Source organism: Dyadobacter sp. 32 (assembly GCF_902506755.1).
GTDB lineage: Bacteria > Bacteroidota > Bacteroidia > Cytophagales > Spirosomataceae > Dyadobacter.
This window is the reverse complement of sequence record NZ_LR735258.1, coordinates 192,701-216,832: the sequence shown is the minus strand read 5'-3', so window position 1 is coordinate 216,832 and position 24,132 is coordinate 192,701. Positions and strand designations below refer to the sequence as shown.

The 24,132-nt window shown below is 45.9% G+C and carries 18 protein-coding genes; 15 read left to right on the top strand and 3 right to left on the bottom strand.

The window, feature by feature from the left end; all coding sequences use genetic code 11:
* The 3 genes from DYADSP32_RS00840 to DYADSP32_RS00830 form a co-directional block, all read right to left on the bottom strand.
* The gene (locus tag DYADSP32_RS00840) at positions 1–1,185 is read right to left on the bottom strand and encodes an acetyl-CoA C-acyltransferase (RefSeq protein ID WP_149244466.1); all 1,185 of its coding nucleotides are present in this window, start codon (positions 1,183–1,185) and stop codon (positions 1–3) included.
* A 135-nt stretch (positions 1,186–1,320) separates the two neighbouring features.
* Positions 1,321–1,572 carry a DUF6814 family protein gene (locus tag DYADSP32_RS00835; RefSeq protein WP_149244467.1) on the bottom strand — a complete coding sequence of 84 codons (252 nt, stop codon included), beginning with the start codon at positions 1,570–1,572 and terminating at the stop codon, positions 1,321–1,323.
* 45 nt (positions 1,573–1,617) lie between these two features.
* Positions 1,618–3,153, bottom strand: coding sequence for an MFS transporter (locus tag DYADSP32_RS00830; RefSeq protein ID WP_149244468.1), 1,536 nt, complete (start codon positions 3,151–3,153; stop codon positions 1,618–1,620).
* A gap of 336 nt (positions 3,154–3,489) precedes the next feature.
* Here DYADSP32_RS00830 and DYADSP32_RS00825 point away from each other — a divergent pair, with 336 nt between their 5' ends.
* The 15 genes from DYADSP32_RS00825 to DYADSP32_RS00755 all read left to right on the top strand — a co-directional run bounded on the left by DYADSP32_RS00825 (position 3,490) and on the right by DYADSP32_RS00755 (position 24,038).
* On the top strand, positions 3,490–4,233 hold the full coding sequence (locus tag DYADSP32_RS00825) for a carbohydrate-binding family 9-like protein (protein WP_414617400.1): 744 nt from the start codon (positions 3,490–3,492) through the stop codon (positions 4,231–4,233).
* Between the two features lie 22 nt (positions 4,234–4,255).
* A complete protein-coding gene (locus DYADSP32_RS00820; RefSeq protein ID WP_414617399.1) occupies positions 4,256–5,356 on the top strand; it encodes a lactonase family protein in 1,101 nt (366 codons plus the stop codon).
* 521 nt (positions 5,357–5,877) lie between these two features.
* Positions 5,878–7,101: an aminotransferase class V-fold PLP-dependent enzyme gene (locus DYADSP32_RS00815; protein WP_149244469.1), complete on the top strand. Its 1,224-nt coding sequence runs from the start codon at positions 5,878–5,880 to the stop codon at positions 7,099–7,101.
* A gap of 82 nt (positions 7,102–7,183) precedes the next feature.
* Positions 7,184–8,404, top strand: coding sequence for an amidohydrolase/deacetylase family metallohydrolase (locus DYADSP32_RS00810; RefSeq protein ID WP_149244470.1), 1,221 nt, complete (start codon positions 7,184–7,186; stop codon positions 8,402–8,404).
* Positions 8,405–8,468: 64 nt separating this feature from the next.
* Entirely contained in the window at positions 8,469–10,211 is a 1,743-nt protein-coding gene (locus DYADSP32_RS00805; RefSeq protein WP_149244471.1) for a PQQ-dependent sugar dehydrogenase, read from the top strand.
* Between the two features lie 34 nt (positions 10,212–10,245).
* Positions 10,246–10,671 (top strand): c-type cytochrome, encoded by a 426-nt coding sequence (locus DYADSP32_RS00800; protein ID WP_149244472.1) that lies wholly within the window; start codon positions 10,246–10,248, stop codon positions 10,669–10,671.
* 90 nt (positions 10,672–10,761) lie between these two features.
* Positions 10,762–12,186: a PQQ-dependent sugar dehydrogenase gene (locus tag DYADSP32_RS00795; protein WP_149244473.1), complete on the top strand. Its 1,425-nt coding sequence runs from the start codon at positions 10,762–10,764 to the stop codon at positions 12,184–12,186.
* A 65-nt stretch (positions 12,187–12,251) separates the two neighbouring features.
* Positions 12,252–12,704 (top strand): RidA family protein, encoded by a 453-nt coding sequence (locus DYADSP32_RS00790; RefSeq protein WP_149244474.1) that lies wholly within the window; start codon positions 12,252–12,254, stop codon positions 12,702–12,704.
* Between the two features lie 199 nt (positions 12,705–12,903).
* The gene (locus DYADSP32_RS00785; protein ID WP_149244475.1) at positions 12,904–13,515 is read left to right on the top strand and encodes a sigma-70 family RNA polymerase sigma factor; all 612 of its coding nucleotides are present in this window, start codon (positions 12,904–12,906) and stop codon (positions 13,513–13,515) included.
* A 215-nt stretch (positions 13,516–13,730) separates the two neighbouring features.
* Complete coding sequence (locus tag DYADSP32_RS00780; RefSeq protein WP_149244476.1) at positions 13,731–14,831, top strand: FecR family protein; 1,101 nt, start codon at positions 13,731–13,733, stop codon at positions 14,829–14,831.
* 241 nt (positions 14,832–15,072) lie between these two features.
* Positions 15,073–18,519, top strand: a complete 3,447-nt coding sequence (locus DYADSP32_RS00775; RefSeq protein ID WP_149244477.1) for a SusC/RagA family TonB-linked outer membrane protein — start codon at positions 15,073–15,075, stop codon at positions 18,517–18,519.
* A gap of 20 nt (positions 18,520–18,539) precedes the next feature.
* On the top strand, positions 18,540–20,102 hold the full coding sequence (locus DYADSP32_RS00770; RefSeq protein ID WP_149244478.1) for a SusD/RagB family nutrient-binding outer membrane lipoprotein: 1,563 nt from the start codon (positions 18,540–18,542) through the stop codon (positions 20,100–20,102).
* Positions 20,103–20,387: 285 nt separating this feature from the next.
* The gene (locus DYADSP32_RS00765) at positions 20,388–21,656 is read left to right on the top strand and encodes an amidohydrolase/deacetylase family metallohydrolase (RefSeq protein ID WP_149244479.1); all 1,269 of its coding nucleotides are present in this window, start codon (positions 20,388–20,390) and stop codon (positions 21,654–21,656) included.
* A 252-nt stretch (positions 21,657–21,908) separates the two neighbouring features.
* Positions 21,909–22,835 carry an RraA family protein gene (locus tag DYADSP32_RS00760; RefSeq protein WP_149244480.1) on the top strand — a complete coding sequence of 309 codons (927 nt, stop codon included), beginning with the start codon at positions 21,909–21,911 and terminating at the stop codon, positions 22,833–22,835.
* A 96-nt stretch (positions 22,836–22,931) separates the two neighbouring features.
* Positions 22,932–24,038: a bile acid:sodium symporter family protein gene (locus DYADSP32_RS00755; RefSeq protein ID WP_149244481.1), complete on the top strand. Its 1,107-nt coding sequence runs from the start codon at positions 22,932–22,934 to the stop codon at positions 24,036–24,038.
* Positions 24,039–24,132 lie beyond the last annotated feature (94 nt).

The window sequence follows — 24,132 nt, the reverse complement described above, 5'->3', positions numbered from 1 at the left end:
TCAGAGAAGTTCTATAATAATGGCCGAAGCGCCACCTCCGCCGTTACATATCGTTGCCAGGCCAAGCTTCCCGTTTTTTTGCCTGAGTACGGAAAGCAAGGTGGTGATAATCCTGGCTCCTGAAGCGCCCAGCGGATGCCCCAATGAGACCGCCCCTCCAAATACATTCAACTTGTCATGGGGCACCTCGAGTTCTTTCATAAATGCCAGCGCAACCACCGAAAAAGCTTCATTTACCTCGAAATAATCAATATCATTCAGCGAAAGACCAGCCTTGGACAGCACCTTTTTGGTAGCCAGGATGGGTGTAGTGGTAAACCAGGCCGGCTCCTGTTCGGCGTCTGCATAAGCTACAATTCTGGCAATCGGTTTTAGCCCACTCCTTTGCAAGGCTTGCTGTGAAGCAAGAATGATAGCGGCCGCTCCATCGTTCAGGGTGGATGCATTGGCAGCAGTAACAGATCCATCCTTGGAAAATACAGGTTTAAGCGTAGGTATTTTCTCAAATTTTACTTTCTTAAACTCCTCATCCTCTGTAATAACAACAGCATCACCGCCCTTTGCTGACGGCATTTCAACTGGTATAATTTCATTTTTAAAATATCCACTCTCCGTGGCAGCAGCACTTCGCTGGTAAGAGCTCACGGCAAACTCATCCTGCTGCAAGCGGGTGATGTCGTATTTGGAGGCTGTACGATCACCACAAACCCCCATCCCAATCTGATCATAAACATCGGTCAATCCGTCTTTCAACAGACCGTCGACCAGTTCACCGTGACCGTAACCGTACCCGTTTCTGGCCTTTGGCAAATAGTATGGAACCTGGGACATATTTTCCATACCTCCGGCCACCACTATTTCTGCATCGCCCAACTGAATGGACTGAGCGCCAAAAACCACCGCTTTCATGCCTGATGCGCAAACTTTATTGACCGTGGTGCAAATCACTTTGGAAGGTAATCCTGCAAAAACAGCAGCCTGCCGCGCCGGTGCCTGTCCCAGATTCGCGGACAGTACGTTACCCACGAAGACCTCATCCACAGCATCGGGTTCAACCATGGATTTTTCCAGTGCACCTTTAATGGCTACCGCCCCTAGTCGGCAGGCGTGCACGGAGGATAAAGCACCTGAAAAACTTCCAATCGGTGTTCGGGTGGCTGCTAAAATAAAAACTTCGTTCTTCATGATCTGGCTTTGTTGATTGCGATAGCCAAAAATAGAAACTATTGGATCAATATCCTGCACGAATCAGGCAAAACAAGCAAGGATGAAGATTCTATAATCGTTCTCTATTCAGCTAATAACCCATAAGCAAGCGATTTAAAGATCCTCTGAACGCTCAGGAAGGCGATCGTACTCACCCTTAATGCCATAGTAGCCAAATATCACCAGACCGGCACAAATCGGAATAAATATCAGGATGATAATAGACCACTGCAAAGTTGTGTTGGTACGAGCGATTCCCTCGGATGCGGCGGCGATTTTTTCGATCGCCTGTTGAACCAGAAAAAGGATGATCACAGGCCCAAGGAGTATCCAAACATACCCCAATATTTTTTTTACTGAATTCATAATTATGACTTTATTAAAGTTTTTTGACAAATTTTACTGCACACGTCAGTCCATCACGTTCCGATCAATTTTGTTGTTGATATAAACTGCCCCAATGACAAAAGAAAGCGCTGCAATGCCGATCGGGTACCACAAACCCGAAAGCGGTGTGGAGCCCTGGAACGATGCGACCAGCGTGGCTATAAAAGGAACAAGTCCTCCAAAAACTCCGTTTCCGATGTGATAGGGAAGCGACATGGACGTATAACGAATCTGCGTTGGGAACAATTCAACAAGGAAAGCAGCTATCGGCCCATACACCATGGTCACTAATAAAATCTGAAAGAAAACGAGGGCGATGATTATGATGTAGGTGCTTCCAGCCAGGGTCACATCTTTAACCGTATGCTGCACCGCAGGTACCGGTTCAAGAACATCTTCCGGTATGATCTGGATGGTGACATCCTTGAACGTCATACCGTTGCTCAGCGTTTTGTCCACGGTAGTTGTAATCATTGAATCGAGCTTACCCTCCACAATTGTGCGATGCACCGTAGGTAATGACGCGGATTTCAACTCGGTTTTCTGAAACTCTTTTACATTTGTTGCATCAATAAAGTACTGATAAATAGGCCTGTAACAAAAAACCCCAAGCAACATACCGGTAAGCATGATCCATTTCCTTCCTACCTTATCGCTCCAAGAGCCAAATACCACGAAAAAGGGAGTTGCAAACACAATCGCCCAAAGTAAAATGTATCGTGATTCATTAAAATCAATCTTACAGGTATTTTCCAAAAAGGATTGCGCGTAGAACTGTCCGGTGTACCAGATCACCCCCTGCCCCATGGTAGCTCCAAAAAGCGCCAGCAGAACCATTTTAAAATTTGCCTTTTTCTGAAAGCTCTCCTTCAGCGGATTGGCTGATATCTTTCCTTCTGATTTTAGTTTTGTAAAAACCGGAGACTCGTGCATTTTCATCCGGATGTAGATAGACACCACAACCAATAATATAGACACCAGGAATGGTATCCGCCAGCCCCAGTCCGCAAACTTCTCTGCGCCCATTAGATTTTTCGTCAGAACAATCACGCCCAGGGAAAGAAATAGCCCCAAAGTGGCAGTCGTTTGAATCCAGCTGGTGAAGAACCCACGGCGGCCCACAGGCGCATGTTCAGCAACGTAGGTAGCTGCACCGCCGTACTCCCCGCCCAACGCAAGGCCCTGTACCAAACGTAAAATTAAAACTAGAATGGGGGCAGCGTAGCCGATACTTGAATAGGATGGAATCAATCCGATTAAAAATGTGGATCCGCCCATCAGTACCAAAGTTAAAAGAAACGTATATTTCCGGCCAATAAGGTCGCCTAACCGACCAAATACCAACGCGCCAAAGGGACGAACGATAAATCCCGCCGCAAATATGGCGAGGGTATTAATCAACGCTGACGCACCCGCATCGGAAGGGAATAACTGCTGCCCGATAATGACTGCCAGGCTACCAAAAATGTAGAAATCGTACCATTCAATTAAGGTTCCCAACGAAGATGCCGCAATGACCTGGGTTATACTTTGGGTTTCGCTGTTTTTGTTTGAACTCATTGGTAAATTAAGGATCAGGAAAATGATGTAAATAGGTGGAATACGTTTCCGTATAGCAGTATAAAAACCGCCATTAGCAGGATAAGACATAACAGACTGTTCGATACTCATATCCGCACCTAAAAAAAGCCATAGCTTATTAGATTTGGAAACCTTTGCCCTAAGCACTATTCCGTAATCATTCTCACACAGCCAGATAAGAAGAGTTTCTCCGCTCTGAGCAACCTGGTCGCATTTGGATTTTCTTCAAATCCTGATGAAATTGCCGGTAACTGACTGCCAGGCGTGCTCAAGGTGCAGCAGTCTAACGCTTTAACATCCCATTTCACAGTCAATATGATGAACAACCGGCAATGTTTGGTTTTCGCTTTGCTTCTTCTTGCCACATTGGGTCAGGCATCTTCTGCGCGAATTTCCGCCGACTCTGTTCTTACCATAAAAAAAACCTCAGACTTTGAAGTAAACGGAGCAGGAACTGCGCCTCAATGGAAAACGGCTGACTGGTTTGAACTGACTGTGCAGAAAGGCCCCCGACAACCGGAGCCTGGCAAGCAATTCGATACCCGGGTTAAGATCTTGTATTCCGATAAAGGCATCTATTTTCTTTATAACTGTGCGGACCAAAAGTTAACCGCTACCATCACCGAAGATTTTGGTGCATTATTCACAGAAGATGTTGTTGAAGTGTTTCTTTGGCCTGATACCGATGTTCCTATTTACCTCGAATATGAAGTTTCACCCCTCAATTATGAACTTCCAATTCTGGTTCCCAATATAAAAGGAAGAGCGCAGGGCTGGAAACCTTGGCACTACAACGATACCAACAAAGTGCGTCATGCCACCAGTGTGCAAGGTGGAGAGAAGAAAAGTATGTCAGCCATTACAGGCTGGATGGCGGAGTTCTTCATCCCTTTTGCCTTAATGAACCCGATCGCCAGTAAAATGCCGCTTCCCGGAACCAAGTGGAGAGGCAATTTTTACAGGATCGATTATGATGTTCCCACCACTTATTATTCATGGAAACAGACCAATGGCAGCTTTCATGACTATCAGAAATTCGGTACACTTATATTTGAATAATAATCCACTTTCCTGTTTAAAAATGAGACTAGTCCCAGTTTTGCTTATTGTCCTGTTGGCTGCAACCATGACCTTCGCACAGAAACCGAAAGAAATACTTTACATAGGAACCTATTCACAGAAAGGCGAGGGTATTTACGTTTATGAATTTGACCGTAAAGAATTATCATACAAGGAATTGCAGATTCTTCCAAGCAAGATCAGTCCTTCCTTTTTAGAGTTTCATCCCAACAGAAGATACCTGTACTCAGCCAATGAAGGTAATGGAACCATTTCCGCTTATAGAATCGATCCTGGATCAGGAAAACTTAGCGTGCTGAATTCGCAACCATCCCAGGGTAACGGGCCCTGCCACGTCAGCGTGGATCCGAAAGGCCGGTTTATTTACGTGTCCAATTACGGTAGCAGCGATCTGGCCGTTTATCTGCTCAACAAGGATGGAAGTATCGGTTCCTTGGCGGATACAAAACAAAATAGAGGAACAGGCTCGCAAAAGCCTCACATGCACTCCATTGTTCCGTCTGCCGATGGCCAATTCATATACGCTTCCGATTTAGGAATAGATAAAATAATGATTTACATGGTGGATCAAAAAACGGGAAAACTTACTCCCTCGTCGGTTCCCTACGTAGAGGTGAAAGCCGGAGACGGCCCTCGTCATTTTGTGATTGACCCGAAAGGTAATTATGCCTACTCAGCATGTGAGCTTTCTTCCTCGGTCAATGTGTTTCAGATCGTAAAAAATACAGGAGCACTGGTACCGGTTGAACGGGTGAGCATGTTACCAACTGATTTCAAAGGAAAAAGCTACGCCGCTGATATTCACATTTCACCTGATGGTAAATTCTTATATGCATCCAATCGCGGTCACGAAAGTCTGGTGATTTACTCGGTAAACAACCAAACGGGAAAGCTGAACATTGTGGACTTCGCTCAAACCCATGGCAAACATCCGAGGAACTTTAACCTGGATGCCAAGGGTGAATTGGTTTTCGTGGCAAACAGGGACAACAACAACGTCGTAATTTTTAAACGAAATAAAACAGACGGGAAATTAACCTATTCGGGCAAAGAGATTGGCATACCTACACCAGTTTGTGTAAAACCGTTGATTTTACCCTAATGTTAACCCAATTATGAATTGAATAAGGTCTTTCGAAAGGGAGGCCTTTTTTAATGTTTTACGGCCAAAGACTGGGGATTGAAATAAATGCTTTCATATTTTTTTTTGAATAGTAGTACTTCTTTTCATTTATTTTTTAATTTTAAAAATTCTTACGAAGTTGTTCTCAAGATGACCGCCTTCGCCAAATTAAATATTAGCTTCTACCCCCATTTCCGGTTCAATATTTTCAGGAGCCGGATCTTCACCGAAGAAAGTATTTACGTGCGAAGTTTCAGCCGGATCTTCCTATTTCAACTTCAGTCTTCCGAACCTTGTTAGCAGACGTTGGTTTTGGAAGTGGTTTCACTTGGGTACGAGCTGGATAGAGGCGGTGGGCCAATGTGCTGATTTTATTGTCAGCAAAAGAATCAAAATCAGATAAATCAAAAACAAACATGTACATAATGGATCGCAGCTATGCTGCGGCTAATGTACTATGGCTTATATTCTATAATCTTATTTCTAAATCTAACTTACCCATGTTAAACAGACGAGACCTTATCAAACATTTATCCAGCCTACCACTCGTAGGCGGTCTTCTAGGAGAAAATATATTACCAACTACATTAACACCGGCTTCAAAACTGCCGGTTCGAAACCTGGCAAAGGAATTGGGCATCAGAACCTTTATCAATGCAGCGGGTACCTACACAGCTATGACCGGCTCACTGATGCAGGACGAAGTCATGGAAACGATACAGGGAGCTTCAAAGGAATTTATGATGCTGGATGAAGTGCAGACCAAAGTGGGTGAAAAAATCGCCGCTCTGACCCACGCCGAAGCTGCCGTGGTGACAGCCGGCTGCTTCTCGGCACTGACGTTGGGGCTGGCAGGTGTGCTTACCGGCATGGATCAGAAAAAGGTGGAGGCCCTGCCACACCTCCAAGGTACCGGTATGAAATCGGAAGTGATTATTCAAAAAGGCCATAGCATCGGCTATTCCCACGCACTCACCAATACGGGGTGCACCATCGTGACTGTCGAAACTTTGGAAGACCTTGAAAAAGCTATCAATGAGAAAACGGCTTTACTCTGGTTCCTGCACATTCAGTCTGACAAAGGCCTGATCAACCATGAAAAGTGGGTCCAGGTGGCAAAAGCCCGGGGCATCCCTACCATGATCGATATGGCTGCAGATGTGCCTCCTGTTGAAAATCTGTGGCGTTTCAATGACATGGGCTTTGACCTGGTATGTGTGTCTGGTGGGAAAGCGATGCGCGGGCCTCAGAGTGCAGGAATACTAATGGGCAAAAAGGACCTTATCGCAGCAGCCCGGCTGAGCATGCCTCCACGCGGCTCCACCATCGGCCGCGGAATGAAGGTAAACAAGGAAGAAATTCTGGGTATGTACGTGGCGATTGAAAAATTTGTTAATATGGACCACAAAAAGGAGTGGAAAATGTGGGAAGACCGCGTGGCAACGATTGGCAATGCCGCCAAAAGCGTCAAAGGAGTAACCACGCAGGTGAGTGTACCGGAACTCGGTAATCATACCCCCACCCTGAACATTTCCTGGGATGCGTCAAAAGTTACGTTGTCTACAAAGAGTTTGCAGGAAAACCTGCGCAACGGGAACCCCTCCATAGAGGTGATGGGCGGCGGCGAAAACAGCATCAACATTACGACCTGGATGCTTAAAGCCGGTGAAGAAAAAATAGTTGCGGCGAGATTGAAGGCGGAGTTTTCCAAAGCAGCGGTATGAAATAGCTCAATTTCAGAAGAGCAATAACAATTCACCATTAATAATTAAAAAGGTGTTCTATAAAAATATCTTCATTTTACTAATGCTAGGTCTGATCACTACAACTGTGAGTGCTCAGACCTACACCGTCCTGATCAAAGGCGGAACGGTTATCGATCCGAAAAACAACCTCAATGAGGTAATGGACGTGGGCATTTTTGAGGGGAAAATTAAAAAAATTGCGAAAAATATCGCCCCCTCCGAGTCCCGGCAAGTTGTTGATGCCAAAGGAATGTACGTAACCCCGGGCCTTATCGACATCCACGGTCATGTTTTCGCCGGTACACAGCAAGATCATTATCTCAGCGACGGATTTGTGGCTCTCCCACCCGACGGGTTTACATTTCGGGTTGGTGTAACCACCATTGTGGATTGCGGCGGTGCGGGCTGGACCAATTTCTCAACATTCAAAAAAAATATCATTTTCAACTCAAAAACCAGAGTTTTGTCCTTCCTGAACATAGTAGGCGAAGGCATGCGCGGGGGCGCCTATGAGCAGGACACAAGCGATATGGATCCTAAAATGGCTGCTGCCATCGCCGTCAAGAACAAAAATGATATAGTCGGATTTAAAGTGGCCCACTTTCAGGGAAGAGACTGGAAGCCGGTAGACAATGCAGTGGCCGCAGGAAAACTGGCCAACATGCCTGTTATCGTTGACTTTGGTGGCAGCACCCCTCCCCTCTCGCTCGAAGAGCTGTTTATGAAACACTTAAGGCCCGGTGATATCTTCACGCATACCTATACCCTGCTACCTGGCGACATCCGGGAAACCGTGGTAGATGAGTCAACCGGCAAAGTAAAACCTTTTGTGCTGGCAGCCCGTAAAAGAGGTATCGTATTTGATGTGGGCTACGGCGGGGCCAGCTTCAATTATTCACAGGCGATTCCGGCGCTGAAAGTTGGCTTTTATCCCTCCACGATAAGCACCGATCTGCACACAGGAAGTATGAATGGCTCCATGAAAGATATGCTCAGCATCATGTCCAAATTTTATGTAATGGGCATGGATTTACCATCGGTTATCAAGGCAAGTACCTGGGGCCCAGCACAGGTGATTAAACGGGAAAATCTGGGGCACCTTTCCGAAAACGGCATTGCCGATGTGGCTATATTTTCCATGCGAAACGGCAACTTCGGATTTTATGACAAAACAGGGTATAAAATGGAAGGAAAGCAAAAACTGGAATGTGAGATGACAATTATGGGCGGCAAGATTGTCTACGATCTGAATGGCATAGCCAAACCCATTTACCCCAGATAAATTACGCTGTGTAAACCAATCAAATAAACCATTTCATTTTTGTCGGCGAAATCCTTCAGTGGCCATGAGTCCTACCAGATATAAACCTTTCTTTGCGATACTGATACTTGTCGTTGTGGGCTTTACACGATCAGAAGACCCAATTCTCAGAGCCGTCGCCGACAAGAATGCCGGCCTATTCCTTCCCGATGGATTTGAAGCCAGCGTCGTCGTTGACAGTCTTCCGGGACGGGCACGGCATATTGCGGTCAATGATAATGGAGACATTTACGTAAAAGCCCGGTTTGCCAATCGGGACGCGTCGGTAATTGCGCTTAGGGATACCAACAAGGACGGTCGTGCAGACATAATCAAAACATTTGGCGGACTGGCCAAGGAACGTGCCTATGGCACGGGCATGCGTATCTACAACGGCTACCTCTATTTTAGTTCAGAGCTGATTGTTTACCGATACAAGCTTACACCGGGAAAACTGGTACCTGAATCAGAACAGGAGGTTGTCCTCACCGACGACCATGCCCACGGTATGCATGAGCACATTGCCAAACCACTAACCTTCGATAAGAAGGGTAATATGTACGTTGCTTTTGGCGCTCCCTCCAACGCCTGCCAGGTACAAAACCGAACCCCGGGCTCGGTAGGAATAGATCCCTGTCCGCTGTTGGAAGATCACGGAGGCATTTGGAAATTTGATGCCGGGAAAATAGGACAGACACAAAAGGATGGCAAACGCTATGCGACGGGCCTCCGAAGTGTGGTGGGTATGGACTGGAATATGAACGACGATCATCTGTACGCCGTGGTACATGGCCGCGACGATTTGCTCAGGCTTTGGCCCCAGATTTATTCCCCCTGGCAAAGCGCTGTGTTGCCGTCGGAAGAGTTTTTACGCCTGAACGAAGGCAGCGATGCCGGCTGGCCGTATTGTTATTATGACCAGATACAAGGTAAAAAGCTTCTGGCACCGGAATACGGCGGTGACGGAAAAATCGTGGGCCGATGTGAGCCATACGAAAAACCACTCATCGGCTTTCCAGGACATTGGGCACCTAACGATATTCTGTTTTATCAGGGAGACCAGTTTCCCGACCACTACAAACAAGGTTCATTCATTGCCTTTCACGGCTCTACCAACCGGGCGCCTTATCCGCAATCGAGCTATTTTATAGGCTTTGTGCCTTTCAGGAATGGCAACCCATCTGGCCAATATGAAATTTTTGCGGATGGCTTTGCAGGCGTGGATCCGATCATAAACACCAGTGATGCACGATACCGTCCCATGGGCATCGCGATGGGGCCCGACGGATCCATATATATTGCCGAAACTGAAAAGGGGAAAATTTGGAAAATCACCTACACCGGTAACAAGAAAAAGTTCGCAAAAACTGCACTGGCAGGAATGGAAAAGAGAAAACAACTCTCTCATATTCGCACACCGGATATCCTGAAAGACAACCTGGATAAGGATCGACCGGTGGCCGGAGGCAAGGTGTATAGTGTGTACTGTGCTGCTTGTCATCAGCGAAACGGCATGGGCGACTCACAAAGATTCCCGCCACTTGGCGCTTCCGAATGGGTTACAGGCGACAAAAGGCGATTGATTGACGTCATCATAAAGGGGCTGGAAGGACCTATTGAGGTGAAAGGGCAATCCTATAACAATGTAATGCCGCAACATAGCTTTCTTAAAGATGAAGAAATCGCAGAAGTATTGACACACATCCGGCAGAATTTCGGCAACAACGCCAGTGCCATATCAAAAGAGGAAGTTATAGAAGTAAGAAAAGCGATTGATTCACCCAAATAAGTGCAACAACACCGGATAGTACTTACATTACAATATGAATAAAGTAAATATTTCAGCTTGCCTGTTTATTGTTTCAGCGATTACGCTTGCTATGCTTTCTTCCGCAACCAGCAAGAAACAAAGCATTCAGGACCGATGGAAATCCCCTGCCTGGGCCGACACCCTGAAAAGTCCATTTCATGAAGAGCCCTTGACACTCGCCCAGGGCGAGGAGCTTTTCACGCTCTATTGTGCTACCTGCCATGGCGACGCCGGATATGGGGATGGTGCAGCAGGTGGGGCGCTGGGTGAAAAACCAGCTAATTTCCACGACACCCTCGTTACCCGGCAAAGTGATGGGGCTTTATACTGGAAGTTGTCAAACGGGAAAGGTAATATGCCTCCATTTAAGGACGTCTTTACAGAAGAACAAAGATGGCAGCTCGTCGCCTATCTGCGCCACCTTGGTAAGACCCAATAAGTTTGCGGGGCTTAGTTAAAAATAAATGCAAGCCCTGATTACTTGACACCCAATCAGAGTTAAGGATAAAATCTAAATCTAAATCCATAAATGATCCACAGATTAATTCGGCTCCTTGCCATTGTAATACCTCTTGTTTCATCTGGACAGCCACCAGCCCAGACTACCAACACGCCCAAATCGCTGAGACCGGATATCTCCATCACCCATTTTATGAAGGTAGAACCCGAAGCCGTTCGTATTATTCAGCATCCGGTAACAAAAGACATCTATTATACCACTTTCTTTGGAGACGTCATCCAAATAAAAATGGTAGACGGCCAACCAACCAGTCATAAAATAATCAGCGCCGAAGATCACGGAATTACCCGACTGCAGGGAGCAGCATTTAATAAAAATACGCTTTTCCTGGCAGGAAACATTAATGTAAACAACAACAAGGGCAACAAAGGGCGAATGGTACGCTACGAAATAGTACCAGGGGAGTCAAAACCAACGATGACCGTAGTGTTCAATACGGTAGAATACGGGGCAAACAAAACAACCTTTGACCACGGCTGGAACGCGCTGGAAATAAGTCCGGATGGGAAATACATCTTCGTCAACACCGGAGCCAGGACCGATCATGGCGAAGTCCAGGACAACGGGGGTGCTTATCCCAATGCCCGGGATAATGCATTGACTGCCAAGATATTCAGATTCCCCATCCATGCCAAAGACCTGCTCCTGCCCGATGACGTTGAAAAATTGAAAGCAGAAGGATACATTTACGCTGAAGGAATCCGGAATGCCTACGACATGGCCTTTGATCCAAAAGGAAACCTTTTCGCCGTTTCCAATTCGGGTGATTATGATCATCCGGAAGACATGTTCTGGGTTAGACAAGGCCGTCACTATGGCTTCCCCTGGCTGATGGGAGGGATCGAAAACCCACAACAATATCCTGATTATCAACCCAATCCGGATACTGATCCCTTTCTGAGCAAGTTTGCGTTTGCCTGGCTCATGAAATACTTTCACAACGATCCCGATTATCCCAAAAAACCGGCAGGTGTAACCTTTTCACCCGCGGTACAAAATTTAGGCCCCGACGCCAATGAATACCGGGATCGTAAAACAGGATTGATCATGGATGGCGATTCGACAGGTGTTTCGGTGGGTACATTTAATGCGCATTCATCTCCACTGGCTCTGGTTTTTGACAACAAAAAAAACCTTTCAAAAGAATACAAGGGCGACGGTTTCGTGATCCGTTATGCAGGAGGGCCCAGAAACGGAGTAGCCAATCCAAGTGCACTTCGCAGGCAGGGTAAAGATCTGCTGCACCTGGATATGACCTATGACAAGGCCAGCGATAATTACAAGGTAAAAACCACCCGCATCGTTGAAGGCTTTATCTCGCCCACGGATGCCGTGCTCGCAGGAAATGAACTCTACATTATCGAATACGGAGGCAAGCAAGGAGGAAACAAGGCCGGCGGGAGTATTTGGAAGGTTACGCTACCGAAAAAGTAGGCATCAGATGACCCATTTAAAAACAATATCTTAAATTACCAGTAAATAAACTTAATTCTAAAACTATGAAATCAGAAAGACGATCCATTCTTAAAAGATTGTTCGCCTCCGTTGCGGGCGTGGCGGGTTTTGGCGCTGCTGCCAAAGCAGACCCAACCCCTGAAAAAGAAGTGGGCAATGTGGAGATGCTGCAGGACGTACCCTTATTTTCAGGGCATACAAAATTCAACAATATGGTGTTTGTAGCAGGAAAGGGGGCACATTTCGAAGGCGACATCACTGCACATACCAAACATGTTTTAGATGAACTGGAAAAGGAACTGATCAAAGCAGGATCCTCCATGGAAAAAGTACTCAAATGCAGCGTTTTTCTGCACGATCTGAATGATTACAAAGCCATGAACGAAGCCTACAAAGGCCGCTTTGGAAGTAAACCTCCATGCAGAACAACGGTTGCCGTGTACGGTGGTGTTCCGGGCGACTCACTGGTTGAGATTGACTGCATCGCCTATATTTAAGTAATAAACATCGTCAATTGACCATTACCTGCCGGTTTTGGTCAATTGTTCCAAACCTCCTGGTCACTGACATAAGCGATTCATTTAATTCTGAAAAAATATAATTATACCACATTAAATTCTTCAAAATAAAAAATATCAGGGCAATTCATTGCAGATAAACATTTTAACAGGTAATTTGTAGCTTAACCTGACCGTTTTGGATAAGAAACAACGTATCGCTGAAGAAAACGAAATCCTTCTCACTTTATGGCAACAGAGTCAAGCAGGCGACAGCGTGGCATTTTGCCAACTTGCCGACAGGCTTTACCGTACACTTTTTAACTATGCGTCTAATTTTTCCCCCGACAGAGAATTTGTCAAAGACGCTATTCAAGAATTGCTGATACATATCTGGGAAAGGAGACAAACAATTCATATTCAATTTGTTACAATCTATTTTCTAAAATCGCTACGAAACCAGTTGTTGCAGGAATTTCGCCGAAGCAACAAATCTTACGCTTTTCTGGACATTGATGACATTGGTCAACTATCGGACTATGAAAACATTGAAACTGAAATAGAAAAAAGCGAAGCGTATTCCGAAAGTCAGTATAAGGTAAGAACGGCCCTCAATGTACTTCCCAAACGCCAGAAAGAGGCTGTTTTTCTGAAATACTACGAAGGTCTCGAGAATGAACAGATCGCCGACCTGATGCAGGTCAACCGCCAATCCGTTGCCAACCTTCTTTTCAAAGCACTTTCTACCCTTAAAACACGGGTTGCGCTTATCGGACTGCTCTTACTGATTTTGAACGTCTTCAACGACTAAAAAATCACACATTTCACTTCTTACATCCGCACAGCCTGGCGGCACGGTCACTTCTCACTTCCCCACGGCGGCCCCGTCACGTCCGCCCCGGCCGCCCGGTCACTTCTCACATCTCACTTCTCACATTTATCAAAAAATAATTTTCCAAAAAAGGGTATTGGCAAAAGCTTCATGCATCCTTAAGATAATTAAGCCATACGATTATCTGAACTACGATGCCTGCTTACCGCAACCTTTTGCCAGAGGAACTCGCAACTGACGAATCATTTCGCCGTTGGACGCTGTACAACGATACAGAAGCCAGTGCGTTCTGGAACGAATGGACTGAACACAATCCTGACCAATCAGAGACTGTTCAGAAAGCCCGTAACATTTTGTTGCTGGCCAAAGCCTCATTTGATCAGATCACGGAAGAAGAAATAGCCACGGAAATTTATCGGTTATCGCACTCCATCGGGCAAAATTCGGGCAGAAATGAGGCGATAAGGATAATTCCATTAAAATACTGGTATTCCATAGCTGCATCCATCCTGCTCCTGATTAGCCTTGGCTGGTGGTTTGCAATTAGGAGTCCCATACAGAAAAGCTCCATCGCGTACCGTACCATACTTAAGGAAATCAAGGAGCCGTTGATCGCAAATGTTAATCAGACTGCTTATCCCAAACTAATCACACTTGAAGACGGAAGCAGTATTCTGCTTCAGCCGAATAGTAAAATCACATACCCTTCCCATTTTAGTGGATCAAAAAGAGAGGTATTCCTATCCGGCGAGGCCTTCTTTGAAGTAGCAAAAAACAAGGAGAAACCCTTCTACGTTTACGCCAACATGCTCGCAACCAAAGTATTAGGAACAAGTTTTAAAATAAGTGCCTATGAAAATGAAAGGGATATTAAGGTAGTGGTAAAAACAGGGCGTGTTTCCGTTTTCCCTATTACAGAAGAAACTGTAGCAAAGAATCAGATCGACAACAAGCTTGAAGGAATGATCCTGACCCCCAATCAACAGATCACGTTTGCTACAAAAGAACTTCGATTGACCCGAAGCCTGGTCAACGATCCAAAGCTGCTCGAGCTCCCTATTCAAAGCCAGTCATTCATTTTCAAGGGAACACCCATCAAAGAGGTTTTCGAGACTTTGGAAAAGTCGTATGGCGTAAAGATTGTTTTTGATGCAGAGTTGATGAAAAACTGCTATTTGACAGCCTCACTCTCGGATGAGCCCTTGTTTGAAAAGCTGAGCCTCATTTGCAAAACGATCGGAGCAGAATATGAACAGATGGATGCCAGTATTATCATCAGCAGCAAAGGATGTTGACGAATGAGCGCCTGGAGGATTTGATCGAATAAGCTATTTGAACCAATATGATCACCAGTAACAATTATAAGTGCCTATGAAATAAACGATTACCGATTTATCTGTCAAAAAAAAATGAGAAGCGGTGATGCTGCTACATCACCGCCTCGAGAAGCTCTCCAACATGTATGTCCTACACTGTCCGCAAAGCGGATTAGAAGAGAATCTGATGCCGAAATTTAACCGACAATTGAACAAAATTATGTTAAAACGAATACAATTCCATCATGCTTTACAGAAAATCATGCGAATTACGCTGTATCAAGCTATTCTGACGATTACCTTTGGCACCATTCTACAGGCGCACGATTTACGCGGGCAACGAGTGCTGGAACAAAAGGTGACACTGCGTGTATCAAATACCGAAATTGAGCAGGTTTTGGACAAAATTGAAAATGTGACAAAGGTTAAATTCATGTATAACCCTCAGATTTTCAACGCTACGCAAAGATACAACTTCAAGTTTCAGGGGGAGCTGCTTTCAACGGTTCTCAACAAAATATTGTCACCCTCCCGAGTGACCTACGAAGTTGTGCAGGATCGGATCATATTGAAACGGGAAGAGCCCATGGCTCCGGATAGCAAACTATCTACAATTGTTATCGCGCCCAAGCGCAATGTTTCAGGTACGATTACGGACGAAACGGGTACAGGGTTGCCTGGTGTAAGTGTTCTTATCAAAGGCTCACAGCGCGGAACATCTTCCGATGCAGAAGGCAAGTACAAATTGGACCTGCCCGACGAAGGAATTGAAAATACCATCCTCATTTTCAGTTTTGTTGGCTATACGTCTCAGGAAATTACAGTTGGCAATAAATCGGACATTTCTGTAAAATTGTTTCCAGAGGCAAAAGCCCTTAACGAAGTAGTAGTGACGGCTCTCGGTATTTCCAGGGAGAAGAAAGCGCTTTCCTATGCAGTGACGGAAGTAAAAGGAAGTGAGTTTACACAGGCCCGTGAAAATAACGTTGCCAACGCGCTGACCGGGAAAATTGCAGGCGTAAACGCCACCGGTATGGCAACAGGCCCAGGCGGATCGAGCCGGATCATTATTCGCGGAAATGGTTCGCTCAGTGGAAATAATCAGCCATTGTACGTGATCAACGGGATGCCCATGGACAATAGTACACCCGGGGGCGGAAACGCTTCGGACGGTAATGGCAATAACACCGACCGTGGAGATGGAATTGGAGGGATAAATCCGGATGACATTGAGTCGATCAGCGTATTGAAGGGTGGACCAGCGGCGGCACTCTACGGCGCACGCGCATCAAACGGGGTCATATTGATTACAACGAAAAAAGGAAAGTCTCAAAAGGGAATTGGTGTGGAAGTAAACAGTAACTTCACCACTGAAAACCTCTCGATTGTACCCGACTGGCAATATGAATTTGGCCAGGGGGTTGACGGGGTCAAGCCAACAACCCAAACACAGGCTAAAAGCTCAGGACGGTTGTCGTACGGCGCACGTATGGATGGGTCTCAGGTCATTCAGTTTGACGGACAAATGCGTGCCTATTCTCCACAGAAAGATAACCTCAAAAACTTCTATCGAACAGGCACCAACTACATCAATTCGATTTCATTTACAGGAGGAAATGAAGCGATCAACTTCCGCTTTGGGCTCAACAATACCAGTTCAAACAGCATCGTAGAAAATTCGACGTTCAACAGGAGAATTGCCAATTTGAACGTAAATGCACTCCTGGGTAAAAAATTAAGCATAGAAACTGTTGTCCAGTACAACATCGAAAATGGCCACAATCGTCCAAAAGTGGGTTATGCAGATTACAACCCGCACTGGGCTACCTACCTGGTGGCCAACACGGTTGATATCAGAAGCCTAGCTCCCGGATACGATCCTGAAACGGGTAAGGAAGTTGAGTGGAATCCGGTTCCGGCAGCACCAAACCCCTATTTCGTTATCAACAAATTCAAAAACGATGACCGTAAAAACAGGTTTTTAGGACAAGCGAATATTCGATATGATATTCTCGACAACCTGTTTGTCAAGGGGAGTGTCAGTCAGGACTATTATAATTTTTCCTATGAAGCGATCGTCCCGACCAACAATGCTTATCAGCCATTGGGCACCTATGCTTCGAAAAAAATTGCGTCATCCGAGACAAATGGCATGCTGACGCTGAATTACAACACCAATTTCTTCGAAGATCTTAGTTTCTCCGCATTGCTGGGAGGCAACATGCAGCGCAGCATTTACGACCAGACCGCTTTCGACGGGACGGAATTTACCATTCCATACTTTTACAGTTTCACCAACCTGGCCACTTCGGTTACCACCCCTACTTATTCCAAAAGCGGTATCAACTCTTTGTTTGGATCGGTGGATTTGGGTTACAAAGGCCTGGCTTACATTACGATGTCTGGTCGTCAGGACTGGTTCTCCGTGTTGAACACTGCCAGCAACAGCATTTTCTATCCGGCCATTGGCGGAACACTGATCCTTTCCGAAGCGATTGAACTCCCCTCGGTGATCAACTTTGCTAAGTTGCGCGGCTCATGGGCCCAGGTAGGGGGTGCGAATGTAGCTGCATACCAGATTTACCAGAGCTATAGTATGGCCCAGGGAGGACACAACGGCAAGCCTGTTCAGCAACTGAGCTCGTCGCTGGTTCCCAATCCCGACTTACGCCCGCTTACCTCTACAACTTATGAAGGAGGTATTGAGGCCCGATTTCTGAACAGTAGACTTGGACTCGATGTGACGCTTTACAACAGAAAAACGACAAACGACATCGTACAAAGCAGCATAGCGGCCTCATCCGGCTATACATCGGCCTTGCTGAATGTGGGTGAGCTCAGCAACAAAGGTGTTGAATTACTGATTACCGCCACGCCGTTGAAAAAAGCCAATTTCAGTTGGGATATCAGCTACAACTATGCCTATAATAAAAGCAGGATTGTTAAACTAGCCGATGGTCTTCCCAGTTTAACGGTTGGTGACGGTGTGGGAGGAGGAACGATCAGGAATGTAAAAGACGGCACATACGGGGAAGTATGGGGTTTCAAGAAAAAAACCGACGCAAACGGCCAGGTCATATTCAACACCGCTAGCGGCTATGCGGTAAGAGGGAATCTTGAAAAACTGGGTAATGGTATCCCTCCTGTCACGATGGGTGTGACCAATAATTTCCGGTATAAAAACTTCTCACTAAACATCCTGATCGATGGGAAATTTGGTAGCGTCGTATACTCGAATATGTATCAGTATGCCTATCGCTTTGGCCTGCCCAAAGAAACGCTTCCCGGAAGAGAAACAGGTGTGACCGTGACAGGAGTGACTCCCGAAGGAGCGCCATTTACCAAAACCTGGCAAAAAGTAGATGTTGACACCTACTATGATAATGACAAAAATTACACCAGCATGTTTACATTCAACAATGATTTTGTAAAGCTCCGCCAGGTGATTCTAAGTTACAATCTGCCTGTTGATAAATTTAAAGCACTGAAGCTTCAGGCAGCCTCTCTGTCCCTCGTGGCACGTAACCTGGCCCTATTGTACAAGGACAAACGCAACAATTACTTTGATCCGGAATCGAGCTATACCAATGGAAATGCACAAGGGCTGGAAGCTTTTGGTGTACCAAGGACCAGAAGCCTTGGCGTGAACCTGACGGTTAAATTTTAATCATTAAATTGTTGATGAAGATGAAAAAGCTTTTTAAACTCATATTTCTGGCTCCTATAGCCCTGCTTTTTAGCTCCTGTGACAACGGCTTCAAAGAAATGAACGTCAACCCGAATGCCTCTACCGAAGCTGTTCCGGGGTTTCTATTTACAAGAGCGCAATTGGTAACCGTAAGCAACAATTTCACCGGCGCCGCCTATCTTACCATCGGCGGGGCTATGCAGCATTTTGCAACTTACAAGGAAGTACCAGGCGCGGGCGACAAATACTTTAACTTTGGATACTCCACAGGAAGCTGGGCTTTGTATGGAGGGGATCCTGCCACAGCCGGTGCCGTTATTGACATACGACAGGTAATCGACGCAGTTTCAAAACTTCCTGCAGATGTGAATAAGCTGTCTGCTGCCCGCATCTGGAAGGCATACCTCTACCATCGTCTGACTGATTTATATGGGGATATACCCTATACCGATGCAGGAAAGGGTTTATCCGATAAAAATTATTCGCCCAAATACGATCTGCAGTCCGCCATCTATGCCGATATGCTGAAAGAGCTGGACGAATCTTTAAAGGCTTTTGATGCCTCTAAGCCAACCTTTGGTAGTTCGGATCTGCTCTATGCGGGTGATATTGCCAAGTGGAAAAAATTCGGCTACTCGTTGATGCTGCGACTGGGAATGAGATTAACCCAGGTTGACGCGGCCACAGCCAAAACATGGGTCGAAAAAGCAATAGCCGGCGGTGTAATGATTGACGATAATGATATTGCTACTATCGCCTACGTGGACGGCTCGGTTACATCCAATCGTAATTTCATCGCAAGCGGTTTAATGAGCACAGACTATGTGACACCGGGTGATGATAATGTGGAAGGTGGCAAATTTGCCAAAACCCTGATTGATCATTTGAAAACAACCAAAGATCCGAGGCTGAATGTGATATCAATAGTTTGGACGAAAGCCTCCAGCACTTCACCTTACGTCGCCGACACCGCCACAGCACTACAGACCGGAATGCCCAACGCTGCCTTTAATTCCCGCCCGGCCAACTTTGACTCCTACTCTGAGCCAAACCCGGCTACAATATTGAAATATAGTGCTCCGCTTCTGGTATTCACCACCGCAGAAACGCACCTCCTTCTTGCAGAAGCCGCTGTAAGAGGCTGGTATTCGGGAACTACCGCTGCGGCTGAATACGCGAGTGCGGTAAGGTCCGGACTCAAACAATGGTCGCATTTTGGTGCAGCCGGGGTTATCTCAGAGGCTAAAATCAGTGCCTATCTGGCAGCAAATCCCTACAAAACTGCTGGCACTGTTGAAGAACAAATGGAGCAAATACAAACTCAGAAATGGGTGGCATTATTGCTTGAAGATGAATATGAGATTTTCTCCAACTGGAGGCGCACAGGCTATCCCAAACTGACGCCTACAAACTATCCCGGAAACCTTACGGGAGGAAAAATCCCAACCCGTTTTGTGATACCTGATTCCGAGGAATATTACAATCAGGTTAATTTTTATGAAGCGCGTACCCGGCAGGGAGGCACCAATACGCTGTCGAGCATTGTATGGTGGGATAAATAAATAAAAAACTGGCTCTCATACTCCGTCATTGGCAATGCCAATGACGGAGTATGAGAGCAAAAACCTGCAACAGAATTTCACTACTTTACCTATTCTTAATCATAGTAAATATCACTGAACCTGACCTTCTATGTCGGTCAGTGATATTTTATTTTTGCGATACATAACATTTATACACACCATTATCACACAACACTACTCCCATAGTTAACCGACCTTTGCGTACCGAAGTTATTCGAAATGATTTTTCTCGCTTTTCAAAATAAACAACCTAAACCCGTTTGGATGAAAAAAATACATTTTACAATCGTTTTGCTCAGCTGCTTCCTGGCAGTCCATGCACAGAAATACGCCATTGTGATTAAAGGTGGCCATGTAATTGACCCCAGAAATAATATTAACGCCGTAATGGATATTGCCCTTAAAGGCGATACGGTGATGCAAATCGCCAAAAACATTGATCCAAAAGAAGGAATCCAGGTAGTGGATGCCAAAGGGCTGTATGTAACGCCTGGTCTGATCGACATCCATTCCCATAATTTTTACGGAACCAAAATGGATCAAACTTACAGCAACGGTCCCAATGCACTCGCTCCCGACGGTTTTACATTTCGAACCGGCGTGACAACCGTGGTTGATGCGGGCTGTGCAGGCTGGAAGTCATTCCCGGATTTCAAAAAACAGACCATAGATATCTCAAAAACCCGGGTACTTTCATTTCTGAATATCGTAGGTGAAGGCATGCGCGGGGGTACCTATGAACAAAATGTTGAAGATATGGATGCCGCGGCTACCGCTAAGGTCGCCATGGAAAATCCGGAATATATTGTTGGAATTAAACTGGCACATTACAACGGATACAACTGGACGCCAACGGATCGGGCGGTAGAAGCTGGAAAATTGGCTAATATTCCGGTCATGATCGATTTTGGAGGTAGCAAACCTGTGTTACCCATTGAAGAACTTTTCATGAAACATCTTCGTCCGGGGGATATTTTCACCCACTGTTTTGGACAGCTTTCCAGCCGGGAAACCATTCTGGATGTAGCCACAGGCAAAATCAAACCCTTCGTACTGGAAGCGCGTAAAAAAGGCATCATTTTCGATGTGGGCTACGGCGGAATCAGCTTTGCATTTTCGCAAGCCATTCCAGCGGTGAAATCCGGCTTTTACCCAAACACCATCAGTACCGATATACACACTGGAAGCATGAATAATGCCATGAAAGATATGCTGAACGTGATGTCCAAATTCCTGGCCATGGGCATGGATCTTCAGAGTGTTATAAAAGCAAGTACCTGGACTCCCGCACAGGTCATTCACAGGGAAAAACTCGGCAATCTGTCCGTAGGAGCTCATGCAGACGTGAGTATTCTCCGGCTTGCAGATGGCAAATTTCAGTTGAATGATACCGGAACCTTTGGCTTCTGGGATTACACAGGTACCAAAATCCAGGGTAAGCAAAAACTGGAAGCGGAAGTTACCATCAGGGCCGGAAAAGTCGTGTATGATCTCAACGGACTTACCACGCCGCTGGTCGTGTCCAAAAGATAAATTTACCTGCTACCTTTGAGAGGGCAAAGCGGCAAATCAATCGTTATTTATTGGCTGATGCAGTGACTACGACCTAATAGGCTTACTGCGAATCCACCTGATACAGCATGCCGAACCGGATTAAATCGAAATAAGAACGCGTGTTCGCAAGGATATTTTGGCCCACAAGGCCTTATAAGGAGATCAGGACCACGGCTGTATGAGGATTCCCTAAAAGTTAATTTATTGGCATAACAAAAAACCATTTTTTGCATGAAATTTCAAGTTTTAAAAAGCATTTCTGCGCTTCTTATCGGTTGCTCCCTGACCGGCCAGGCACAAACCATATCCAAAGACGAACTCGTTTTCCTTACCTCTGAATGGAAAGGGGAACGTTTCCCGGATGGACGTCCTAAAGTTTCCGATGACCTCGTTCGCCGCGTCAAAGACATAGCCATTGAAGAAGCCTGGGTCGTATTGCAAAACGAGGGATACAACTGCCAGTTCGAGGGCAACTGGAAAATGATTCACCAGGATGTGACGGTTGCAGGTCGCGCGCTCACGGCACAGTTTATGCCCTCGCGTCCGGATGTAGAAAAGCAAATCAAAGACCGTGGTAAAAAACAAGGACGCATAGGAAATACCAATTCCTGGCCTATTGACCAGCTCTCCAAAGGAGATGTTTACGTAGCAGATGGTTTTGGTAAAATTGCACAGGGAACACTCATGGGAGACAATCTGGGCAATTCTATTTTTGCCAAATCCGGAAATGGCGTCATTTTCGATGCATCCTCCCGTGATCTTGAAGGCCTTTCAAAAATTGATGGATTCAACGCATTTGTAAGAGACTGGGACCCTTCTTATCTCAAAGATGTGTTTCTGTCGGGGTTGAATACGCCTATACGAATTGGCAAAGCCATCGTATTACCCGGTGACCTGGTGCTGGCCAAGCGAGAGGGAGTTATTTTTATTCCTGCTCACCTCGCCGAAAAAGTCATCGTAACGGCAGAGTTTATAGGTATCCGTGACAAGTTTGGCATTCAGATGCTGAAAGAGGGCAAATACACGCCCGGGCAGATCGATAGTCAATGGTCAGATCAGCTTAAGAGTGATTTCCTCAAATGGCTTGATAAAAACCCAAATGAGATTCCGATGAAGCGTTCGGAACTGGATGAGTACATGAAAAAAAGAACCTGGTGATGTAACGTCTGGTTTGAACGGCAAAGCCAGGCACATTAGGTTCAGGAATTTAAACTGCCTGTTCAGAATTAAAAATATAAGAAAACTTTCCCAAATATGAATATTTACAAGCTGCTCAGTGGTGTTGCGGTAGTGCTTTTAGTCATTGCAATGTACCTGGCATTCTCCGGAAATCTCCCACTTGCAGGTCCATTTTTCATTGGCTTTTTTCTATGCATGGCCATTGCCTTCCGGGGTTACGAGAAGCTGAAAGGATTTACATATACAACGGTGATCTTTGCCGCGGTCACCACAGCCTTGTACTACCCTCAGTATTTCCAAACGATTGACGGGTTCAAGCTGGCAACGCTGATTACCCCCCTGATCCAGATTATCATGTTTGGTATGGGTACATCCATGAGCTTCGGTGATTTTGTGGGTGTGGTGAAAATGCCTAAAGGTGTATTTATTGGTGTGGTCAGTCATTTTATTATCATGCCGACGATCGGTTACTCACTGGCCAGTGTGAGTGGATTTCCCCCTGAAATTGCAGCTGGCATAATCCTGATCGGATGTTCTCCCAACGGCATGGCATCGAATGTAATCTCCTATCTGGCCAAAGCCAATCTGGCGCTTTCAATTACGATCACGGCCATTTCAACCATGCTCGCCCCCATTGTAACGCCACTTCTCATGAGCTGGCTTGCCGGCGCATTTGTGCAAATTGATACCCTGCATATGATGTGGGACATCGTTAAAATGGTGATCATCCCTATAGGAGCCGGACTTGTATTTAATAAACTGTTTAGCGGTAAAGCCCAGTGGCTGGATAATGCCATGCCTATTGTTTCCATGGCAGGCATTGCATTCATCATCGTCATTATCACCGCCGCCGGACGCGACAGCCTGCTCACCATTGGCCCTACCCTGCTCCTGCTTGTCCTGATCCATAACCTTTCGGGATATACACTTGGCTACTGGTCGGGAAGACTGTTCAAAATGAGTGAACGGGATTGCCGGACGATTGCGATTGAAGTGGGTATGCAAAACGGCGGTTTGGCATCGGGTATCGCCAAGGAGATGGGCAAAATGGCTACGGTAGGACTCGCACCGGCTATTTTTGGACCACTCATGAACATTACGGGATCCATTCTCGCATCCTGGTGGCAGGGAAAACCTACCGGCGATGAAGAGACTTACGTGGAAACAGGCCGGGCGCACTAAGAGATACATCAAGAGTTTCTCTTCACCTTTTGCAAGACGAGAAATCTCTTGATCAGCCAATAGTATTTTTATTGCCATTTCAAGTATAACTTGT

Excerpts from the sequence above, each read along its gene's own strand:
- DYADSP32_RS00840 (WP_149244466.1), bottom strand. The coding sequence starts at position 1,185 with ATGAAGAACGAAGTTTTTATTTTAGCAGCCACCCGAACACCGATTGGA.
- DYADSP32_RS00835 (WP_149244467.1), bottom strand. The coding sequence starts at position 1,572 with ATGAATTCAGTAAAAAAAATATTGGGGTATGTTTGGATACTCCTTGGG.
- DYADSP32_RS00830 (WP_149244468.1), bottom strand. The coding sequence starts at position 3,153 with ATGAGTTCAAACAAAAACAGCGAAACCCAAAGTATAACCCAGGTCATT.
- DYADSP32_RS00825 (WP_414617400.1), top strand. The coding sequence starts at position 3,490 with ATGATGAACAACCGGCAATGTTTGGTTTTCGCTTTGCTTCTTCTTGCC.
- DYADSP32_RS00820 (WP_414617399.1), top strand. The coding sequence starts at position 4,256 with ATGAGACTAGTCCCAGTTTTGCTTATTGTCCTGTTGGCTGCAACCATG.
- DYADSP32_RS00815 (WP_149244469.1), top strand. The coding sequence starts at position 5,878 with ATGTTAAACAGACGAGACCTTATCAAACATTTATCCAGCCTACCACTC.
- DYADSP32_RS00810 (WP_149244470.1), top strand. The coding sequence starts at position 7,184 with ATGCTAGGTCTGATCACTACAACTGTGAGTGCTCAGACCTACACCGTC.
- DYADSP32_RS00805 (WP_149244471.1), top strand. The coding sequence starts at position 8,469 with ATGAGTCCTACCAGATATAAACCTTTCTTTGCGATACTGATACTTGTC.
- DYADSP32_RS00800 (WP_149244472.1), top strand. The coding sequence starts at position 10,246 with ATGAATAAAGTAAATATTTCAGCTTGCCTGTTTATTGTTTCAGCGATT.
- DYADSP32_RS00795 (WP_149244473.1), top strand. The coding sequence starts at position 10,762 with ATGATCCACAGATTAATTCGGCTCCTTGCCATTGTAATACCTCTTGTT.
- DYADSP32_RS00790 (WP_149244474.1), top strand. The coding sequence starts at position 12,252 with ATGAAATCAGAAAGACGATCCATTCTTAAAAGATTGTTCGCCTCCGTT.
- DYADSP32_RS00780 (WP_149244476.1), top strand. The coding sequence starts at position 13,731 with ATGCCTGCTTACCGCAACCTTTTGCCAGAGGAACTCGCAACTGACGAA.
- DYADSP32_RS00775 (WP_149244477.1), top strand. The coding sequence starts at position 15,073 with ATGTTAAAACGAATACAATTCCATCATGCTTTACAGAAAATCATGCGA.
- DYADSP32_RS00770 (WP_149244478.1), top strand. The coding sequence starts at position 18,540 with ATGAAAAAGCTTTTTAAACTCATATTTCTGGCTCCTATAGCCCTGCTT.
- DYADSP32_RS00765 (WP_149244479.1), top strand. The coding sequence starts at position 20,388 with ATGAAAAAAATACATTTTACAATCGTTTTGCTCAGCTGCTTCCTGGCA.
- DYADSP32_RS00760 (WP_149244480.1), top strand. The coding sequence starts at position 21,909 with ATGAAATTTCAAGTTTTAAAAAGCATTTCTGCGCTTCTTATCGGTTGC.
- DYADSP32_RS00755 (WP_149244481.1), top strand. The coding sequence starts at position 22,932 with ATGAATATTTACAAGCTGCTCAGTGGTGTTGCGGTAGTGCTTTTAGTC.